Below are 18,063 nucleotides of genomic sequence, written 5' to 3'. Positions count from 1 at the left end.
CATGCCGTGCCCGCTGCCTCCGTCAGGCGCATGTCAGCTGGGCGTCGATGTCCGCCCGGGTCCTCACCTTTCCCGTGTGGGTCATGAACTCGCCCTCCCCGAGCCGGGCGCCGTCCAGCCGGGAGAGGTCGATCCAGCCGTCACGCCCGTCGTCCTCCTTGCCGCCGGCCTTCTCGAAGACGGACACGTGGAAGCCCTCCGGCAGTTCACCGCGCAGCGGCACTTCCTCTCGGGCGAAGCCGGCGTCGCTGCCGACCTCGAAGAGGCCCTGCGCCACCTCCGGCGACCGCGGGCCGCCGGCCTTCCACAAGGTCGTGAAGTCGTCGTCGTCCGCGTAGACCTCCGCTCCCGAGACGGTGGTCCCCGGGCAGACCGGATACGCGACCACGAGACCGCCCTCCGGGCTCCGGGCGTACCCGAAGCCCGGAGGGTTCGGCGCCTGCGTGTGGCAGCCGGCGGTGACGGCGATCGCGGCGAGCGCCGTCACCAGGGCGAGTGCGGGCCTTCTCATGGGCAGGAGTAGCCACCGTCGCCGAGGTCCGCCTCGACCTCGAAGCTGTTCGTGCAGGGGTCGGTCCTGTCCCTTCCTGGAAGTAGTCCCACGCCATCCTGAGGCCCAGATCGTCCCACTGTTCCACGTGCACGCGTTCGTGCCGCAGGCGCTCCTTGGTCGAGAAGTCCGGATCGCAGCCCGTCACGTAGGTGTCGCCGACGGTCGTCCCGCCCCTGCTGAAGAGGCAGACGTCGCCACGCACGCCGAGTCGCGATGGTCGCCGCCGGCGTCCCTGTGGTTCTGCGGCCGGCCGAAGGTGATGCCGTTGCCGTCGTGGGTGGCGGGTTCCGCGGACGCCACCCCGCCGGCGGGACCTCCGGGCGGGATGCGAAGCGTCGCGAGAGGAGCGGGCCCTCGAAGGGGGACGGGCAGAATGGCCGGCATGAGCCCGGGCAGCACCAGTCGCGCCGACGCCAACCGCCGCCGCATCCTCGACGTGGCCCTCGCCGAGTTGCTGCGCGACCCCGACGCGTCCATGGACCGGATCGCCGGCGCCGCCGGCGTCGTGCGCCGCACGGTGTACGGGCACTTCCCCAGCCGCGAGGCGCTGATCGGCACGCTGGCCGACGAGGCGGTGGCGGCCCTGGCGACCGCCGACACTACGGGCCGCGAGGTCGTCGCGAACCCGGCGGAGGCGCTGGCCCGCTCGGTGCTCGCGGTCTGGGACGTCGCCGACCGCTACCGGCTGCTGGTCGCGCCGGCCCAGCGCACGGTCGCCCTGCCGGGCATCACGGAGCGGCTCGCCCCGGTCCGCGAGAACAAGGTCCGGCTGCTCCGGCGCGGGCTCGACGAGGGCGCCTTCGTCTCACCCCTGCCGGCGCCGGCCCTGGCGTCCGTCCACGAGCAGATCCTCGTCGCGCTGATGGAGGCCGTGAACGACGACCTGCTGGACCCGCGCGCGGCCGGCCGCTCGGCCGCGGTCACCGTCCTGACCGCGTCGGGCGTGCCCGCCCATCTGGCCGTCGCGCTGGTGGCGAGGGTGGACGGCCACGCGACGCCCCCGGAACTCGATTGACGAGTACACGCTCACCCCCATACGTTCTGCGCCTGCCCTGATCGTCTTCAGGTGCGCCGATCGATCCCTGGGGGGACACATTGAGCTGGTTCATCCTCGTACTCAGGAAGAGTCTGGTCTTCCGCGGGCGGGCCCGTCGCATGGAGTACTGGATGTTCACCCTGATCAGCTCGCTGATCTACCTGGCGATGCTGTTCGCGGACGAGTTCGTCGGCAACGAGGCGTTCTCCATCGGGTTCACCCTCGTGATCCTGCTGCCCGCCCTCGCCGTCACGGTACGCCGCCTGCACGACACGGACCGCTCCGGGTGGTGGTCCCTGATCGCGATGGTGCCCTGCGTCGGCACCATCGCCATGCTGATCTTCACGGCCACCGAGGGCACTCCGGGCCAGAACAGGTACGGGCCGAATCCGAAGGAGACCCCGACGTTCGCCTGACGCCGGCCCCGAGACGCGGCGGCGCCCACTGGGGGGTGCGCGGCCACGCACATCGGCGGTGCGCCGGCGCCCACGGCGGTGCGGCCGTGCCCACGGGAACAGGAGAACCGGGCGGCTGAGCTACGGGGGAGCACTCAGCCGCCCGGAGCCGGGGGCGGATACCGCGGGGGGTGGGGGGTCTGGCCGGATGTCCGGCCCCGGTTCAGGCGGGGCCGGACATCCGGAGTCCGGGCGGGTCCGACCAGGCCGCGTGAGGGCTGATGGGCCTGGTCAGGACATGTCCTTCAGGCGTGTCAGGCCTTGGCGAGCGCCTTCGCGCCGTCCTCGCGCTGCTCGGGCATCTCCGCCTCCGCCGGGGCCGGCGAGCCGTGGCCGTCGTCGAGCAGGGTCTTCTCGTCGAACGGCGCCCGTCCGGCGAGCACCTCCTCCACGCGGACCTTGTCGATCTCCTTGGTCCAGGTGCCGATCAGGACGGTGGCGACGGCGTTGCCGGCGAAGTTGGTGAGGGCGCGGGCCTCGCTCATGAAGCGGTCGATGCCGACGATGAGGCCGATGCCGTCCACCAGGGCGGGCTTGTGCGACTGCAGACCGCCCGCCAGGGTCGCGAGGCCGGCGCCGGTGACACCGGCGGCGCCCTTGGAGGCGACCAGCAGGAAGAGCAGCAGCGGGATCTGCTCGCCGACCGACATCGGCGTCCCCATGGCGTCGGCGATGAACAGCGAGGCCATGGTCATGTAGATCATGGTGCCGTCGAGGTTGAAGGAGTAGCCGGTCGGGACGGTGATGCCGACGACGGGCTTGCTGACACCGAGGTGCTCCATCTTCGCGATGAGGCGCGGCAGCGCGGACTCGGAGGAGGAGGTCGACAGGATCAGCAGGAACTCACGGCCCAGGTACTTGAAGAGCGTGAAGATGTTCAGGCCGGCGACGACCCGGAGCAGCGCACCGAGCACGATGAAGACGAAGAGCACGCAGGTGACGTAGAAGCCGAGCATCAGCACGGCCAGGCTCTTGAGCGCGTCGAGACCGGCGGAGCCGGTGACGGCGGCGATGGCGCCGAAGGCACCGATCGGGGCGGCCCACATCACCATGGCGAGGATGCGGAAGACGAGCCGCTGGATGTGCTCGACACCGCGCAGGATCGGCTCTCCGGCGGAGCCCATGGCCTGCAGGGCGAAGCCGGCGAGCAGCGCGATCAGCAGGGTCTGGAGCACCTCACCGCCGGTGAAGGCGGAGACGATCGTGGTCGGGATGATGCCCAGCAGGAACTCGGTGGTGTCCTTGGCCTCCGCCGACACCTGCGCCTGGCCGGTCTCCTTGACGGCGTCCGTGATCGCGAGGCCGGTGCCCGGCTCCAGGACGTTGCCGACGACCAGGCCGATGCCCAGCGCCACCAGCGACATGATCAGGAAGTAGACGAGGGCGATACCGCCCACGGCGCCGACCTTGGCCGCCTTCCGTACCGAGCCGATGCCGAGCACGATCGTGCAGAAGATGATCGGCGAGATCATCATCTTGATCAGGTTCACGAAGCCGGTGCCGATGGGCTTCAGCTCGACCGCGAAGTCCGGTGCGATCAGGCCCACGGCGATGCCGAGGGCGACCGCGATGATCACCGCGATGTACAGGTAGTGGGTACGGTCCCGCTTGGCGGCGGGTGCGGCAGGTGCCGGATGGGGAGTGGTGCTGGCGGCCACGGCTGCCCTCCTTGACGTCGTCGTCGGCATCACCGGCGTGCGGCTCACGTCCGGGGAGATTCGGGGATGCGGTGACTATCTCCCGGCGTGTGAGGGCGGTCACCCTTCCGTTCATTTAGTTCACGCTCGACCGCAGGGGCACACTGACGACATGCGCATCGCCGTCCCGAGACCCCGCAGCCTGGCCGGCCAGCTCTTCGCCATGCAGGCCGTGCTGATAGCGGTCGTCGTCGCCGGATACGCGCTGTTCACCTACGTGAGCGACCGCGGCCAGGCCGAGGAGGCGGCGCGCCGCCAGGCCACCGCCGTGGCCCGCTCGGTCGCCGACTCCCCCTCCGTCCGGGAGGCGATCCACACGTCGGACCCGACGGCCGAGCTCCAGCCGTACGCGTTGCGGATCATGCGGGACACCGAGGTCGACTTCGTCACGATCATGAACCCGCGGGGGATCCGCTGGACCCACCCCGACGCGAGCGAGATCGGCCGGCACTTCCGGGGCAACACCGAGCCGGCCCTGAAGGGGCGGACGTTCACCGAGACCTACACCGGCACCCTCGGCCCGTCCGTCCGGGCGGTGACCCCGATCGAGGACGACGACAAGCGGATCGTCGGCCTGGTCAGCGCGGGCATCAAGGTCGAGGCGATCAGCCGGCGGGTGTCGGACCAGGTCACGGCCCTCTTCGGCGTCGCGGCCGGCGCCCTCGCCCTCGGCGCGGTCGGCACGTACGTCATCAACGCCCGGCTGCGCCGCCACACCCACGGCATGAACGCGGCCGAGCTCAGCCGTATGCACGACTACCACCAGGCGGCCCTGCACGCGGTCCGCGAGGGCCTGCTGATGCTGGACGGCCAGTACCGGGTGGCGCTGATCAACGACGGCGGCCGGGAGCTGCTGGGCGTGGGCGGGGACGTCGTGGGCGCCTCGGTCGCGGACCTCGGTCTGCCGGCTCCCCTGACGGGCACGCTGCTGTCCTCCGAGCCGCGGGTGGACGAGGTGCACCTGACGGCGGACCGGGTGCTGGTGGTGAACACGTCCCCGGTGTCGGGCGGAGAGCGGCGCGGCACGGTGGTGACGCTGCGGGACGTCACCGAACTCCAGTCGCTGATGGGCGAGCTGGACTCGGAACGGGGTTTCACCCAGGCCCTGCGCTCGCAGGCCCACGAGGCGGCGAACCGTCTCCACACGGTGGTCTCGCTCATCGAACTGGGCCGCGCGGAGGAGGCCGTCGACTTCGCGACCGCCGAACTGGAACTGGCCCAGGCCCTGACCGACCAGGTGGTGGCGGCGGTGAGCGAGCCGGTGCTGGCGGCCCTGCTCCTGGGCAAGACGGCCCAGGCGAACGAACGGGGCGTGGAGCTGGTGGTGTCGCGGGAGAGCGGCCTGGACGACGGGCTCCTGCCGGAGTCCCTGCCCGCCCGGGACCTGGTCACCATTCTCGGCAACCTCATCGACAACGCGGTGGACGCGGCGCAGGGCAGTGCGCGGGCGCGGGTGACGGTGACGGCGTCGACGGACGGCTCCTCCGGCGGCGCCGACGACGGCGGTGAACTGGTCCTGCGGGTGGCGGACACGGGGTCGGGAGTCGATCCCGCGTACGCCTCGCAGGTCTTCGAGCGGGGCTTCACGACCAAGCCGGCGGGCCCCGGCGGCCGGGGCCTCGGCCTGGCCCTGGTACGGCAGGCCGTACACCGCCACGAGGGCACGCTGTCGGTCGCGGAGGCCGAGGGGGGCGGGGCGGAGTTCACGGTGCGGTTGCCACTGCGGTCGGCGGCCGCGCCAGTGTCGGGAGGCAGTGCGTGACGAGTGACGAGCCGATTCGCGTCCTGGTCGTCGAGGACGACCCCGTGGCCGCCGACGCGCATGTGATGTACGTCGGGCGGGTGCCGGGGTTCGTCGCGGTCGGGAAGGCGCACACGGGCGCGGAGGCGCGGCGCCTGCTCGACCGCACGCCGGTCGACCTGCTGCTGCTCGACCTGCACCTGCCGGACGGGCACGGACTGCAGCTGGCGCGTTCGCTGCGGGCGGCGGGCTACCACGCGGACGTGATAGCGGTGACGTCGGCGCGGGACCTGACGGTGGTGCGGGAGGGCGTGTCGCTGGGCGTCGTCCAGTACGTCCTGAAACCGTTCACTTTCGCGACGCTGCGGGACCGGTTGGTGCGCTACGCGGAGTTCCGGGGAGCGGCCGGGGAGGCGAGCGGCCAGGACGAGGTCGACCGGGCGCTGGCCACGTTGCGGGCCCCGGGTCCTGCGGCCCTGCCGAAGGGGCTGAGCGGGCCGACGCTGGAGCGGGTCGTGGGCGCCGTGCGGGAGGCCGGGGAGGGACTGACCGCGGCGGGGGTGGCCGAGGCGGTGGGCATCTCGCGGATCACCGCACGGCGGTACCTGGAGCACCTGGTGGAGGCCGGGACGGCGGAACGCAGGCCGTTGTACGGGCAGGTGGGCCGACCCGAACTGGTCTACCGGTGGGTGTCCGGGAGCGGGACGGCGAGGTGAGGGTCACTCACCGGCACTGCCGAACGGCACCGCGCACCGCACGACGTACACCCCCAGGCCCGCCACGGCCCCCAGCATCTCCGTCCGCTTGGCCCGCGCCGCGGCGGCGACCACGGCGGCGACGACGGCGAGGGTCACGTTCAGCAGGTTGTCCCGGAACCCGATCCGCGCCTTCTGCGCGTCCTTGACGCTCTGGTACTCGCGGGCGGCGACTGCGCACGCCCCTGCCGCAACCGATCACGCGGCCCTCACTCCGCCCGACTTACCGACCGGTCACGACCGTGCGTTCCTACAATCAGTGACTATGGCCGAACAGCCCGTAGTCACCGCGGGTCGCTCCCCCTACGGTGTCCCCCGTGCCCCGACCCCCGTCCCACACCCACCAGCCCGGACCCCCCTTCGACGCCCGCGCCGCCCGCAAGCTCCGCTCGGCGCTCGGCATGACCCCCCAGCACGTGGCCCACAACCTGCGCACGTCCTACGGCCTCCCCTACGTCACACAGGACCTCGTGGCCGCCTGGGAACGGGGGACGGAAACCCCGACCCATTCCGAACTCACCGCCCTCGCGGGCGCGCTGTGGTGCTCCCCCGCCGACCTGATCGGCCGGCCCCGCACGCTGCGTGAACACCGCATCGCCCGCGGCCTGGCGCCGGAGGACGTGGCCCGTACCGTCGGCCACGAGTTCCTGGCGTACGTCCGCATGGAGGAGAGCGGCCAGTGGCGCGGCACCGACCGCCAGACCGCCGCCCTCGCCGAACTCCTCGGGCTCACGCTCCCCGACCTGATCACCGTCACCGGCCGGGAGGCCGGGCTCGCCGACCTCCTCCGCAGCGCGGCGAGCACCCGCTGGCAGGCGTACGTCAAGCCCGTCGGCAGGATCGTGCCCCTGGACCGGCGCCTGCTGGAGGCCGTCCTCCAGGAACTGCACCAGAGCTACCAGGGGCACATGGTCGCCACCCTGCGCTGGGGCGACGGCAGCGCGGCCGGTGAGGCGGGCGACACCGGCCGGGACTTCCTCGACCGGATCGTCGAGCACTTCTGGACGACCGTCGGGACACGCACGTCCTGAGGACGTGCGCCGCCGTGACCGCCGCCGCAGCGTGGACCAGAGGTCTAGAAGACGGACTCCGCCTCGTCCATCCGGTCCTTCGGCACCGTCTTCAGCTCGGTCACCGCCTCCGCCAGCGGCACCATCACGATGTCCGTCCCGCGCAGCGCCGTCATCCTGCCGAACTCGCCCCGGTGCGCCGCCTCCACCGCGTGCCAGCCGAAGCGGGTGGCGAGGACGCGGTCGTACGCGGTCGGGGTGCCGCCGCGCTGGACGTGGCCGAGGATGACCGGGCGGGCCTCCTTGCCGAGCCGCTTCTCCAGCTCGTAGGCGAGCGCCGTACCGATGCCCTGGAAGCGCTCGTGGCCGAACTTGTCGATCGCGCCCTTGCCGTAGTCCATGGAGCCGTCGGCGGGGTGAGCGCCCTCGGCCACGCAGATCACGGCGAACTTCTTGCCGCGGGCGAAGCGCTCCTCGACCATCTTCACCAGGTCGGCCGGGTCGAAGGGGCGCTCGGGCAGGCAGATGCCGTGCGCGCCGGCCGCCATGCCGGACTCCAGCGCGATCCAGCCCGCGTGCCGGCCCATGACCTCGACGACCATCACGCGCTGGTGGGACTCGGCCGTCGTCTTCAGGCGGTCCATGGCCTCCGTGGCGACGCCGACCGCCGTGTCGAAACCGAAGGTGCGGTCCGTCGAGGAGATGTCGTTGTCGATCGTCTTCGGGACGCCCACCACCGGCAGGCCCGCGTCGCTCAGCATCCGCGCCGCCGTCAGCGTGCCCTCGCCGCCGATCGGGATGAGCGCGTCGATGCCGAAGTCGTGGATCATGTCGCCGGCGCTCTCGCAGGCCTCCCGCAGACGGTCCCGCTCCAGCCGCGACGAGCCGAGGATCGTGCCGCCGAGGGCCAGGATGCCGCTGACCGCGTTCAGGTCGAGGGTGCGGTAGCGGCCGTCCAGCAGTCCTGCGTAGCCGTCCTCGAAGCCGATGACCTCGTCGTCGTAGTTGTCGACCGCTCGGTGCACGACCGACCGGATCACTGCGTTCAGCCCGGGGCAGTCGCCACCTGCGGTGAGAACTCCGATACGCATCGTGCTGTGTCTCCTGCTCGCTGTTGACACCGGTGAGGCACTCCGATTCTTTCATGCCGCCGAGGAGGCTGTCGCTTGACGGGCGCCTTATCCCCGGGCGGGGGTATTGTCAAGAGGGTTCTGCTCACCTTGGTGGGCGATTTTTGTGCACCCGGCGGGCACCCGCGACAGACACCACGACGGACATGACAGTCAGCACGAAGAGCAGGAACGGAGAGCACGCGTGACGCGCAGCGTGTACGTGACCGGGATCGACCGCGGCGACGGCCGCCAGGTCGTCGAGCTGGGGGTCATGGAACTGCTGACCCGGCAGGTCGACCGGGTGGGCGTCTTCCGCCCCCTCGTCCACGACGGGCCGGATCGCCTGTTCGAGCTGCTGCGTGCCCGGTACCGGCTGTCCCAGGACCCGGCGACCGTCTACGGCATGGACTACCACGAGGCGTCCGCCCTCCAGGCGGAGCGGGGGGCGGACGAGCTGGTCTCCACCCTCGTCGACCGGTTCCACCTGGTGGCCCGCGACTACGACGTCGTCCTCGTGCTCGGCACCGACTACGCCGACACCCAGTTCCCGGACGAGCTGTCCCTCAACGCGCGCCTGGCCAACGAGTTCGGCGCCTCCGTGATCCCCGTCGTCGGCGGCCGCAAGCAGACCGCGGAGTCCGTGCTCGCCGAGACCCGCAACGCCTACCGGGCCTACGAGGGGCTGGGCTGCGACGTCCTCGCCATGGTCGCCAACCGGGTCGCCCGCGAGGACCGGGAGAAGATCGCCGAGCAGCTCGCCACCCGGCTGCCCGTGCCCTGCTACGTCCTCCCCGACGAGCCCGCCCTGTCCGCGCCGACCGTCTCCCAGATCTCCCACGCCCTCGGCGCGAAGGTCCTCCTCGGCGACGACTCGGGGCTCGCCCGTGACGCGCTCGGCTTCGTCTTCGGCGGCGCCATGCTGCCCAACTTCCTGAACGCCCTGACCCCGGGCTGCCTGGTCGTGACCCCGGGCGACCGCGCCGACCTGGTCGTCGGCTCGCTGGCCGCGCACAGCGCCGGCACCCCGCCGATCGCCGGCGTGCTGCTCACGCTGAACGAGGTGCCGAGCGAGGAGGTCCTCACCCTCGCCGCCCGCCTCGCTCCCGGCACCCCCGTGCTGTCGGTGTCCGGCACCAGCTTCCCCACGGCCGAGCACCTGTTCTCCCTGGAGGGCAAGCTGAACGCGGCCACTCCACGCAAGGCCGAGACCGCCCTCGGTCTCTTCGAGCGGCACGTCGACACCGCCGAGCTGCTGAAGCGGGTCTCCGCGCCGAGCAGCGACCGCCTCACCCCGATGATGTTCGAGCACCAGCTGCTGGAGCAGGCCCGATCCGAGAAGCGCCGGGTGGTGCTCCCGGAGGGGACGGAGGAGCGGGTGCTGCACGCCGCCGAGGTGCTGCTGCGCCGTGGCGTCTGCGACCTCACCCTCCTCGGGCCGGTGGACCAGATCCGCAAGAAGGCCGCCGACCTCGGCATCGACCTCGCCGACGCCCAGCTCATCGACCCCGCCACCAGCGAGCTGCGCGACTCCTTCGCCGAGCTGTACGCCGGCTTCCGCGCCCACAAGGGCGTGACGGTCGAGCTGGCGTACGACGTGGTCTCCGACGTCAACTACTTCGGCACGCTCATGGTCCAGGAGGGGCTCGCCGACGGCATGGTCTCCGGGTCCGTGCACTCCACGGCCGCGACCATCCGGCCCGCCTTCGAGATCATCAAGACCAAGCCGGACGCCGACATCGTCTCGTCCGTCTTCTTCATGTGCCTGGCCGACAAGGTCCTCGTCTACGGCGACTGCGCCGTGAACCCCGACCCGAACGCCGAGCAGCTCGCCGACATCGCCATCCAGTCGGCGGCGACCGCCGCCCGGTTCGGCGTGGAGCCGCGGATCGCGATGCTGTCGTACTCCACGGGCACGTCGGGTTCCGGCGCCGACGTCGACAAGGTCCGGGAGGCGACCGAGCTGGTGCGCTCGCGCCGTCCCGACCTCGCGATCGAGGGGCCGATCCAGTACGACGCCGCCGTGGAGCCGTCGGTGGCGGCGACCAAGCTGCCGGGCTCCGAAGTGGCGGGCCAGGCCAGCGTGTTGATCTTCCCGGACCTGAACACCGGCAACAACACCTACAAGGCCGTGCAGCGTTCGGCCGGCGCGATCGCGGTCGGCCCGGTGCTCCAGGGCCTGCGCAAGCCGGTCAACGACCTGTCGAGGGGAGCCCTCGTGCAGGACATCGTCAACACCGTCGCCATCACGGCGATCCAGGCCCAGAACCCCAGCGAGAAGGCAGCCCAGCAGTGACCTCCCCCACCCGTGTCCTCGTCCTCAACTCCGGCTCCTCGTCGGTGAAGTACCAGCTGCTGGACATGCGGGACAGCAGTCGGCTGGCGGTGGGTCTGGTCGAGCGCATCGGCGAGCAGACCTCACGGCTGAAGCACACCTGCCTCACCTCCGGCGAGACCCGGGAGCAGAGCGGGCCGATCGCCGACCACGACGCCGCCCTCAAGGCCGTCGCCGAGGAGCTGGCCCGGGACGGTCTGGGCCTGGACTCCCCGGAGCTGGCCGCGGTCGGTCACCGGGTGGTGCACGGCGGGATGTTCTTCACCGAGCCCACGGTGATCGACGACACCGTGCTCACCGAAATCGAGCGGCTGATCCCGGTCGCCCCGCTGCACAACCCGGCCAACCTCACCGGCATCCGCACGGCGCGGGCGCTGCGCCCCGACCTGCCGCAGGTGGCGGTCTTCGACACGGCGTTCCACACGACCATGCCGGAGTCGGCCGCGCGCTACGCGATCGACCCGAAGATCGCCGACCGGTACCGCATCCGCCGCTACGGCTTCCACGGCACCTCGCACGCGTACGTCTCCCGTGAGACCGCGCGGCTGCTGGGCAAGGACCCGTCGCAGGTCAACGTCATCGTGCTGCACCTCGGCAACGGCGCCTCGGCCTCGGCGGTCGCGCAGGGCCGGTGCGTGGAGACCTCCATGGGGCTGACGCCTTTGGAGGGGCTCGTGATGGGTACGCGCTCCGGTGATCTGGATCCGGCCGTCATCTTCCATTTGCAGCGTGTTGGCGGAATGTCCATGGAAGAGATCGACACTCTTCTCAACAAGAGGAGCGGTCTGTTCGCTCTGTGCGGCGACAACGACATGCGGGAGATCCGGCGCCGGATCGACGAGGGCGACGAACAGGCGAAGCTCGCCTTCGACATCTACATTCACCGTCTGAAGAAGTACATCGGCGCCTATTACGCCGTCCTCGGCCGAGTGGACGCCATCGCGTTCACGGCGGGGGTCGGCGAGAACGCGGCGCCGGTGCGCGAGGCGGCCGTCGCGGGCCTGGAGACCCTGGGCGTCGCGGTGGACGGCGGGCTGAACGCCGTACGGAGTGACGAGGCGCGACTGATCTCGCCCGAGGACGCGCGGGTGAAGGTCGCCGTGGTGCCGACGGACGAGGAGTTGGAGATCGCGACACAGACGTACGCATTGGTCGGGCAGTAGCGGATACGCGACTCCGCCGCGTGGTGACTGAGCAGGAAAGCAACTGAGCGCCGGCCACCTCATTTGTATCTTCCGCCAGACGGAATATTCCGCAGCGAAACAAACCGATAGGATCGCCCCATGCGCCGTTCGAAAATCGTCTGTACTCTCGGCCCCGCGGTCGACTCCCACGAAATGCTCGTGTCGCTGATCGAGGCCGGTATGAACGTGGCCCGGTTCAACTTCAGCCACGGCACGCACGCCGAGCACCAGGGCCGGTACGACCGGGTCCGGGCCGCCGCCAAGGAGACCGGTCGGGCCATCGGCGTCCTCGCCGACCTCCAGGGCCCCAAGATCCGTCTCGAGACCTTCGCGGAGGGGCCGGTCGAGCTGGTGCGCGGTGACGAGTTCACCATCACCACCGAGGACGTCCCCGGCGACAAGACGATCTGCGGCACGACCTACAAGGGCCTGCCCGGCGACGTCTCGCGCGGCGACCAGGTCCTCATCAACGACGGCAACGTCGAGCTGAAGGTCCTGGACGTCGAGGGCCCGCGGGTGCGGACGATCGTCATCGAGGGCGGTGTCATCTCCGACCACAAGGGCATCAACCTGCCCGGCGCGGCCGTCAACGTGCCCGCGCTGAGCGAGAAGGACGTCGAGGACCTGCGGTTCGCGCTGCGCATGGGCGCCGACCTGGTCGCGCTGTCCTTCGTCCGGGACGCCAAGGACGTCGCCGACGTCCACCGGGTCATGGACGAGGAGGGCCGCCGTGTCCCCGTCATCGCCAAGGTGGAGAAGCCGCAGGCGGTGGAGAACATGGAGGACGTCGTGATGGCGTTCGACGGCGTGATGGTCGCCCGTGGCGACCTGGCCGTCGAGTACCCGCTCGAGAAGGTCCCCATGGTGCAGAAGCGCCTGATCGAGCTGTGCCGGCGCAACGCCAAGCCGGTGATCGTGGCGACCCAGATGATGGAGTCGATGATCACCAACTCCCGTCCGACCCGCGCCGAGGCCTCCGACGTGGCCAACGCGATCCTGGACGGCGCCGACGCGGTCATGCTGTCCGCCGAGTCGAGCGTGGGCGCCTACCCGATCGAGACCGTGAAGACGATGTCGAAGATCGTCACCGCGGCCGAGCAGGAGCTGCTCTCCAAGGGCCTCCAGCCGCTGGTGCCGGGCAAGAAGCCGCGCACGCAGGGCGGTTCGGTGGCCCGTGCCGCCTGTGAGATCGCGGACTTCCTCGGCGGTCGCGGCCTGGTCGCCTTCACCCAGTCCGGCGACACCGCCCGCCGTCTGTCCCGCTACCGCGCGACCCAGCCGATCATCGCGTTCACCACGGACGAGGGCACCCGCAACCAGCTGGCGCTCAGCTGGGGTGTGGAGTCGCACGTCGTGCCGTTCGTGAACAGCACCGACGAGATGGTCGACCTGGTGGACCAGGAGATCACCCGGCTGGGCCGCTTCGAGCAGGGCGAGACCGTCATCATCACCGCCGGGTCCCCGCCCGGCGTGCCCGGCACCACCAACATGGTCCGCGTCCACCACCTGGGCGAGGGCTCTTCCCGCGGCTGAGCCCGCGGCCCCGCGAGGGACCCGGAACGGCGCCGAGGGCGCCCCCTGCGGCAGGGGGCGCCCTCGGCGTGTGTGCGGCTCCCGAACTGGTCTGTGGCGTGTGCTACTTGGTGTTGTAGACGTGCATCCCCGGGATGTGCAGGTCACCGCCGAACTGGCCGGCCTGGACGACCTTCACCTTGGTGAAGTAGATCAGCGGGATGTTCAGCGGAGGCGGGCTCTCCGGGCTGAACGTCACCGGGATCAGACCGAACAGGTTCCCCGAGATGCTCTCGGTGTACATGATCGTGTCGCCGTTGCGGATCGTGGACGTGGTGCCCGCGCCCGCCTGGACGTGGTAAGTGACGCCGGACTGCTTGTCCTTGACCGTCTGGTGCAGGTCACCGATGTCGGTGCCGTCGGAGATGACGTACTTCAGGACCTTCTTCTTGGTCCCGTTGGCCGTCTGCACCTCGACGATGCCCTGGTAGTCGGCGCCCTTGAGCAGCAGCGAACTGGCGTCCAGGTACCAGGGGTCGTCCGCCAGCGGCACCTTGTTGTCGACACCGCTCTCCTCGTCGGTGGCGACCGGGCAGTCGTCCGCGTCGGTGGTGGCGCTCGCCGACGGGGTCGGCGAAGCCGTGTCGTCCGCCGCGTCGGAGGCCGTGTCCTCCGCCTTCTCCTCGGTGTCCCCGGCCGCGTCCTCCGCCTTCTCGGCGCCGTCCTTCACCGGGTCGGTGACGGCGTCGGTGGTGTCCTTGGAGGTGTCCGTCCCGTCCTTGCCGGAGTCGGACGAGCCGGAGCCCGAACCGGAGTCCGTCGAGGTGTCGCCGCCGGTGCCCGTGGAGGGGGACCCGGAGGCCGACGGCGACGGGCTCGCACCGGCCGTCGCCTCGGAGTCCTTGCCGTCGAAGATTCCGGTGATCGCGTCGCCGATGGTCTCCAGGACGTTCTTGTCGGTCTCCGACGGCGAGGGGCTCGCCGTGGCGGTCTCGCCGCCGGACGAGGACGCCGACTTCTCCGGCGTGGACGCCGAGGCGGACGGTGACGGCGCGGGCGCGGCCCCGTCGTCGGAACCTGAATCCGACGAAGAGTCGCCCGAGCCGTCCTTGCCGTCGTCGGAGCCGGCGGAGCCGCCCGAACCGCCGGGCGACCCGTCCTCGGAGTCGTCCTTCGCGTCGTCCTTGCCCTCGTCCGCCGAGTCGCCCGTGCTCTTCGAGGGGGACGGCGACGGCGACGCGGAGGCCTCTTCCTGGTCCTCCAGGGCCTCGACGCAGTCCTTGTACTCGTCGATGGTGAGGTTCTTGGAGGACGGCTGGTCCTCCGCGTTGGCGAGGGTCGGCGTGAACCCCATCCCCATGAGGACCGCCGTCGGCATGGCCGCCAGGGCTATCGCCTTGCCGGCCGGCATGTGGAGCCGGGTGAACAGCGGCTTCTTGGGTGCCGCATGGCGCGGCCCGGTTCTCACACGGGCAGCGTCCACATCGCTCCCGGTGGTCACCTCGTCAGCCGGCACTGTGCCTCCCGTTCGCCCCGTTGGCCGGGCTCGTTCCTGACAGATCGTTCGGCTCGTCCGCACCACCGGCGTCCTTGGTGAGGTCCGGGCCCGTGCTGTACGGGTTCACCGTGGGCTCTCCGGCCGGGGCGCCGCCCTCGGGGACCACACCCGCGGGGGTGCTTCCCGGGGCCGGGGCCGCCTCCGGCGCCGGCTCCGCCACGGGCGGCGCGCCCGGGGCCCACGACACGGCCATCGCTCCGCCGATCAGCGCAAACAGGAAGCCGATGAGGAAGCCGCCGAGGTTGGACACCGGGATGGACACCAGACCCAGCAGGATCGCCGCGACACCCGCGAAGACCCGTACGTGCTTCTGGAACCACAGACTGATGCCCAGGACGCCCAGCAGCACGCCGATGATCAGGGACCCGGCGCCCGCGGTGGTCGCCATCGCCAGTGTCAGGTGGCCGATCTGCAGGTGGGCGTACGGGAAATACGCGATGGGGAATCCGCCGAGGAGTACGAACAGACCGGCCCAGAAAGGCCTCGTGCCCCGCCATGCGCGGAACTGCTCCCTCCGGCGGGTGAACTGGCCGGTGGCGGCAGGAGTCTCGGCGCTCATGGAAAACAGCTCCCTGGTGCGGCGTTGCTGTGGTGGAGATGTGGGCCGCGAGTGAAGCCGCGGCGCTCCAGACTGGACGGGCGGGGGCGCCAGTGGCTCCCCCGCCCGTCAGAGAGTGCTTAGTAGCACTCCTTGACGCCCGTCGACAGCGACATCTTCAGGCCGCTGAGCTTGAAGGTTCCGGCGGTGGTCGCCCACGCCGTCTGCTTCACGTCGGTCAGCACGGCCGACTCGGCCTGCTGGGCGAACCCGTAGGGGTTGGCCTGCTCGCTGCCGCCCTTCATGCCCGGACCCTTGTTGAGGTCCTTGGCGGCAACACCGATGTCGATGTTCCTGAACGTGGCGTCGGCGGCCAGGTCCTCGACGTCGATGTAGAGGTTCTCCGCCTCGACCGGCGTGCCGTTGCCGCCCGCCTTCAGGGTCAGGCTGACCGACCCCAGCAGCGGGATGTTCGGGGTGACCACGGACTGGCACATGTTCGTGATCGAGGCGTTCTTGAACGCCGAGACGGCGACGGGGTGAGCCGTCTTCTTGCCGTCGAGGGTGTACCCCGAGTCCAGCGCGCCGTACTGCGAGAAGCCCGTGCCGACGAGCTTGTCGGCCGTGACCTTGAACGACTGACCGGACACGCTGAACGACGCCGCGAGCGCGCCCTGGGCCAGGGCGATGCCTATACACGCCGTGGCGGCCACGCTGGGCACCATGACCACAGCGAACCGCTTCCATCTGGTCCCGCCACGCACCTGGGACTCCATATTTCCTCCTTCTCGGACGTACATCGCCTGACTCCGGCTCGCCCCCGAAAGCGGCGGCTCGGCCGGGCAGGGATGGGAGAAGTGCTACGTCCTCGGGAAGGAGAGCGCCCGTACTCGGAGGCGCCCAATCGCGCCCGAATCACCGGCGATCACCCCCGAGCGACAACCACTGGTCGCGCCTGACACGCATCACGCACAACCTTGCTGGACAGGCTTCGCCGTGACGAAGACCCCCCTGCCCAAGAGCCGGCGCCACTGCCGTCGGCTCTGCTCGGTGGGGACCCAGGAAAATCCGTCGACCCAACCGGCTGTCGGGGTACGGGAATGGACCGAGCGTGGCCGATCGTGGTGCATTCTCGCCGCACGCACAAGGGGGTTCGTTACTCGCTAGTAACGGCCGGATAACCGAACAACGACCCATAGGTCTCGGCCGACGACGGTGGGTGGCAATCATGCCCAGGACAAAACTATTGATCGCTGGACGAAACCAGACAGTACGACGCCTCTGACTTACTGGCAGTAACAGCGGCCGCGATTACCAAGATTTGGTAAAGCGCGGCCGCAGAGGGACTGCACGGGCAGAACTTTCACTCGGGCATCACGTGCCCGGGCGTTTAGCGACTGGTCAGAAACGGGCCCCCGCCCGGCTCAGAACAGCGCGCGCGCCAGCGCCCGCCGCGCCGCCGCCACGCGGGGGTCCTCGGGCCCGACCACCTCGAACAGCTCCAGCAGCCGCAGCCGTACGGCGTCCCGCTCGTCGCCGGCCGTGCGCTGCACGGTGTCGATGAGCCGTCCGAACGCGTCCTCGACGTGACCGCCCACCAGATCGAGGTCCGCGGCGGCGATCTGCGCCTGCGCGTCCTGCGGCTTCTCGGCGGCGTCCTTGCGCACCTGCTGCGGGTCCATACCCTGCACGCGCTGGAGCAACTCGGCCTGCGCGAGGCCGAGTTTGGCCTCGGTGTTGCCCGGATCGTCGACGAGCACGTTCTGGTAGGCGCGGACGGCGCCGGCCAGGTCGCCCGCGTCCAGCGCCTGCACGGCGGCCTCGAGCAGGGCGTCGTGCGGTCCGGCCTGCGCCTCGGGGGCCGCCGTACGGCCGCCGGGCTCGGCGTCGGGGTCGACGGTCAGGCCGGTCAGGCCGAAGCGCTGCTCGGCGACGGCCACCAACTGGTCGAGGGTCTGCCGGATCTGCGCCTCGCCGGCGGCCCCCTGGAAGAGGGGGAGCGCCTGCCCGGCGACGACGGCGAACACCGCCGGGATGCCCTGCACCCCGAACTGCTGCATCAGCATCTGGTTGGCGTCGACGTCGATCTTGGCGAGCAGGAAACGGCCGTCGTACTCGACGGCGAGCCGCTCCAGGACCGGGCTCAGCTGCTTGCAGGGCTGGCACCACTCGGCCCAGAAGTCGATGACGACGGGCACCTCGGCGGAACGCTGCAGGACGTCCCGCTCGAAACCGGCCTCATCGACGTCGATGACGAGATCGGCGGGCGACACGGCCCCCGCACCGCCCTGCCGGGCGGCTTCGGCCCGCGCCTGCTCCGCCTTCGCCTTGGCCTCCTGGGCCGCCTTCACCGCGGCGAGGTCGACGACTCCGCTCATGGACATGTTCCGTGGCTGCATGCGTCTATCCTCCCCCGTTCCCGCGCGTGCGCGAAAAGCGATCCGGAAAGTGCGCCGGGTCCCCACCCCGCGCCGACCGACCGCAAGCCCGTGTACGTCCGCCACGCGCTTTCGCTACGGGTCGTAGCGTAATGCCATCGGAGGCCCCCGCGGGGCCGTACCCGGGTGATCTCCCTCACGG

The 18,063-nt window shown here is 70.8% G+C and carries 16 protein-coding genes; 8 read left to right on the top strand and 8 right to left on the bottom strand.

The features are described from left to right. Window positions 1-22: 22 nt before the first annotated feature. Complete coding sequence (locus ACIHAR_RS33585; RefSeq protein ID WP_400023012.1) at window positions 23-511, bottom strand: hypothetical protein; 489 nt, start codon at window positions 509-511, stop codon at window positions 23-25. Window positions 512-926: 415 nt separating this feature from the next. On the opposite strand from ACIHAR_RS33585, the gene ACIHAR_RS33580 reads away from it, so the two are divergent. Together ACIHAR_RS33580 and ACIHAR_RS33575 are read left to right on the top strand one after the other, a co-directional pair. Continuing rightward, on the top strand, window positions 927-1,568 hold the full coding sequence (locus ACIHAR_RS33580; RefSeq protein ID WP_400023011.1) for a TetR/AcrR family transcriptional regulator: 642 nt from the start codon (window positions 927-929) through the stop codon (window positions 1,566-1,568). 80 nt (window positions 1,569-1,648) lie between these two features. After that, a complete protein-coding gene (locus ACIHAR_RS33575; protein WP_400023010.1) occupies window positions 1,649-2,005 on the top strand; it encodes a DUF805 domain-containing protein in 357 nt (118 codons plus the stop codon). A gap of 293 nt (window positions 2,006-2,298) precedes the next feature. On the opposite strand, the gene ACIHAR_RS33570 is transcribed toward ACIHAR_RS33575, so the two are convergent. Further along, window positions 2,299-3,732 carry a cation:dicarboxylate symporter family transporter gene (locus ACIHAR_RS33570; protein ID WP_365464186.1) on the bottom strand — a complete coding sequence of 478 codons (1,434 nt, stop codon included), beginning with the start codon at window positions 3,730-3,732 and terminating at the stop codon, window positions 2,299-2,301. Between the two features lie 121 nt (window positions 3,733-3,853). Here ACIHAR_RS33570 and ACIHAR_RS33565 point away from each other — a divergent pair, with 121 nt between their 5' ends. Both ACIHAR_RS33565 and ACIHAR_RS33560 read left to right on the top strand, forming a co-directional pair. Beyond that, window positions 3,854-5,503 (top strand): ATP-binding protein, encoded by a 1,650-nt coding sequence (locus tag ACIHAR_RS33565; protein ID WP_400023009.1) that lies wholly within the window; start codon window positions 3,854-3,856, stop codon window positions 5,501-5,503. After that, complete coding sequence (locus tag ACIHAR_RS33560; RefSeq protein WP_365463961.1) at window positions 5,500-6,198, top strand: response regulator; 699 nt, start codon at window positions 5,500-5,502, stop codon at window positions 6,196-6,198. Before ACIHAR_RS33565 ends, ACIHAR_RS33560 begins: the two co-directional genes overlap by 4 nt. Window positions 6,199-6,201: 3 nt before the next feature. Here ACIHAR_RS33560 and ACIHAR_RS33555 read toward each other — a convergent pair whose 3' ends face one another. Further along, entirely contained in the window at window positions 6,202-6,336 is a 135-nt protein-coding gene (locus ACIHAR_RS33555; RefSeq protein ID WP_400023008.1) for a hypothetical protein, read from the bottom strand. Between the two features lie 209 nt (window positions 6,337-6,545). Between ACIHAR_RS33555 and ACIHAR_RS33550 the strand changes: the two genes are divergently transcribed. After that, complete coding sequence (locus ACIHAR_RS33550; RefSeq protein ID WP_365463966.1) at window positions 6,546-7,268, top strand: helix-turn-helix transcriptional regulator; 723 nt, start codon at window positions 6,546-6,548, stop codon at window positions 7,266-7,268. 44 nt (window positions 7,269-7,312) lie between these two features. Here the strand turns inward: ACIHAR_RS33550 and ACIHAR_RS33545 are convergent, their stop codons facing one another. Then, complete coding sequence (locus tag ACIHAR_RS33545; protein ID WP_365463969.1) at window positions 7,313-8,338, bottom strand: ATP-dependent 6-phosphofructokinase; 1,026 nt, start codon at window positions 8,336-8,338, stop codon at window positions 7,313-7,315. A 223-nt stretch (window positions 8,339-8,561) separates the two neighbouring features. On the opposite strand from ACIHAR_RS33545, the gene pta reads away from it, so the two are divergent. The 3 genes from pta (at window position 8,562) to pyk (ending at window position 13,408) form a co-directional block, all read left to right on the top strand. Then, window positions 8,562-10,652, top strand: coding sequence for a phosphate acetyltransferase (pta, locus tag ACIHAR_RS33540; RefSeq protein WP_365463972.1), 2,091 nt, complete (start codon window positions 8,562-8,564; stop codon window positions 10,650-10,652). Beyond that, window positions 10,649-11,854 (top strand): acetate kinase, encoded by a 1,206-nt coding sequence (locus tag ACIHAR_RS33535; protein WP_365463975.1) that lies wholly within the window; start codon window positions 10,649-10,651, stop codon window positions 11,852-11,854. The genes pta and ACIHAR_RS33535 overlap by 4 nt, the downstream gene beginning before the upstream one ends. Window positions 11,855-11,974: 120 nt before the next feature. After that, the gene (pyk, locus tag ACIHAR_RS33530) at window positions 11,975-13,408 is read left to right on the top strand and encodes a pyruvate kinase (RefSeq protein WP_365463978.1); all 1,434 of its coding nucleotides are present in this window, start codon (window positions 11,975-11,977) and stop codon (window positions 13,406-13,408) included. A gap of 103 nt (window positions 13,409-13,511) precedes the next feature. Here the strand turns inward: pyk and ACIHAR_RS33525 are convergent, their stop codons facing one another. The 4 genes from ACIHAR_RS33525 to ACIHAR_RS33510 form a co-directional block, all read right to left on the bottom strand. Further along, on the bottom strand, window positions 13,512-14,903 hold the full coding sequence (locus ACIHAR_RS33525; protein ID WP_365463981.1) for a hypothetical protein: 1,392 nt from the start codon (window positions 14,901-14,903) through the stop codon (window positions 13,512-13,514). Continuing rightward, window positions 14,893-15,504, bottom strand: coding sequence for a DUF6114 domain-containing protein (locus ACIHAR_RS33520; RefSeq protein WP_365463984.1), 612 nt, complete (start codon window positions 15,502-15,504; stop codon window positions 14,893-14,895). The genes ACIHAR_RS33525 and ACIHAR_RS33520 overlap by 11 nt, the downstream gene beginning before the upstream one ends. 119 nt (window positions 15,505-15,623) lie before the next feature. Beyond that, on the bottom strand, window positions 15,624-16,259 hold the full coding sequence (locus ACIHAR_RS33515) for a DUF6230 family protein (protein ID WP_365463986.1): 636 nt from the start codon (window positions 16,257-16,259) through the stop codon (window positions 15,624-15,626). 648 nt (window positions 16,260-16,907) lie between these two features. Next, complete coding sequence (locus tag ACIHAR_RS33510; RefSeq protein WP_365463989.1) at window positions 16,908-17,882, bottom strand: tetratricopeptide repeat protein; 975 nt, start codon at window positions 17,880-17,882, stop codon at window positions 16,908-16,910. Window positions 17,883-18,063: the final 181 nt, after the last annotated feature.

Origin of the sequence: Streptomyces sp. NPDC052016 (assembly GCF_044548445.1) — a bacterium.
In the GTDB taxonomy this organism is placed as follows: Bacteria; Actinomycetota; Actinomycetes; order Streptomycetales; family Streptomycetaceae; genus Streptomyces.
This window is presented reverse-complemented; position numbering and strand designations above follow the sequence as displayed.

Coding starts and splice junctions, on each gene's coding strand:
- ACIHAR_RS33515 (WP_365463986.1), bottom strand. CDS start 16,259: ATGGAGTCCCAGGTGCGTGGCGGGACCAGATGGAAGCGGTTCGCTGTG.
- ACIHAR_RS33565 (WP_400023009.1), top strand. CDS start 3,854: ATGCGCATCGCCGTCCCGAGACCCCGCAGCCTGGCCGGCCAGCTCTTC.
- ACIHAR_RS33570 (WP_365464186.1), bottom strand. CDS start 3,732: ATGCCGACGACGACGTCAAGGAGGGCAGCCGTGGCCGCCAGCACCACT.
- ACIHAR_RS33585 (WP_400023012.1), bottom strand. CDS start 511: ATGAGAAGGCCCGCACTCGCCCTGGTGACGGCGCTCGCCGCGATCGCC.
- ACIHAR_RS33545 (WP_365463969.1), bottom strand. CDS start 8,338: ATGCGTATCGGAGTTCTCACCGCAGGTGGCGACTGCCCCGGGCTGAAC.
- pyk (WP_365463978.1), top strand. CDS start 11,975: ATGCGCCGTTCGAAAATCGTCTGTACTCTCGGCCCCGCGGTCGACTCC.
- ACIHAR_RS33520 (WP_365463984.1), bottom strand. CDS start 15,504: ATGAGCGCCGAGACTCCTGCCGCCACCGGCCAGTTCACCCGCCGGAGG.
- ACIHAR_RS33510 (WP_365463989.1), bottom strand. CDS start 17,882: ATGCAGCCACGGAACATGTCCATGAGCGGAGTCGTCGACCTCGCCGCG.
- ACIHAR_RS33580 (WP_400023011.1), top strand. CDS start 927: ATGGCCGGCATGAGCCCGGGCAGCACCAGTCGCGCCGACGCCAACCGC.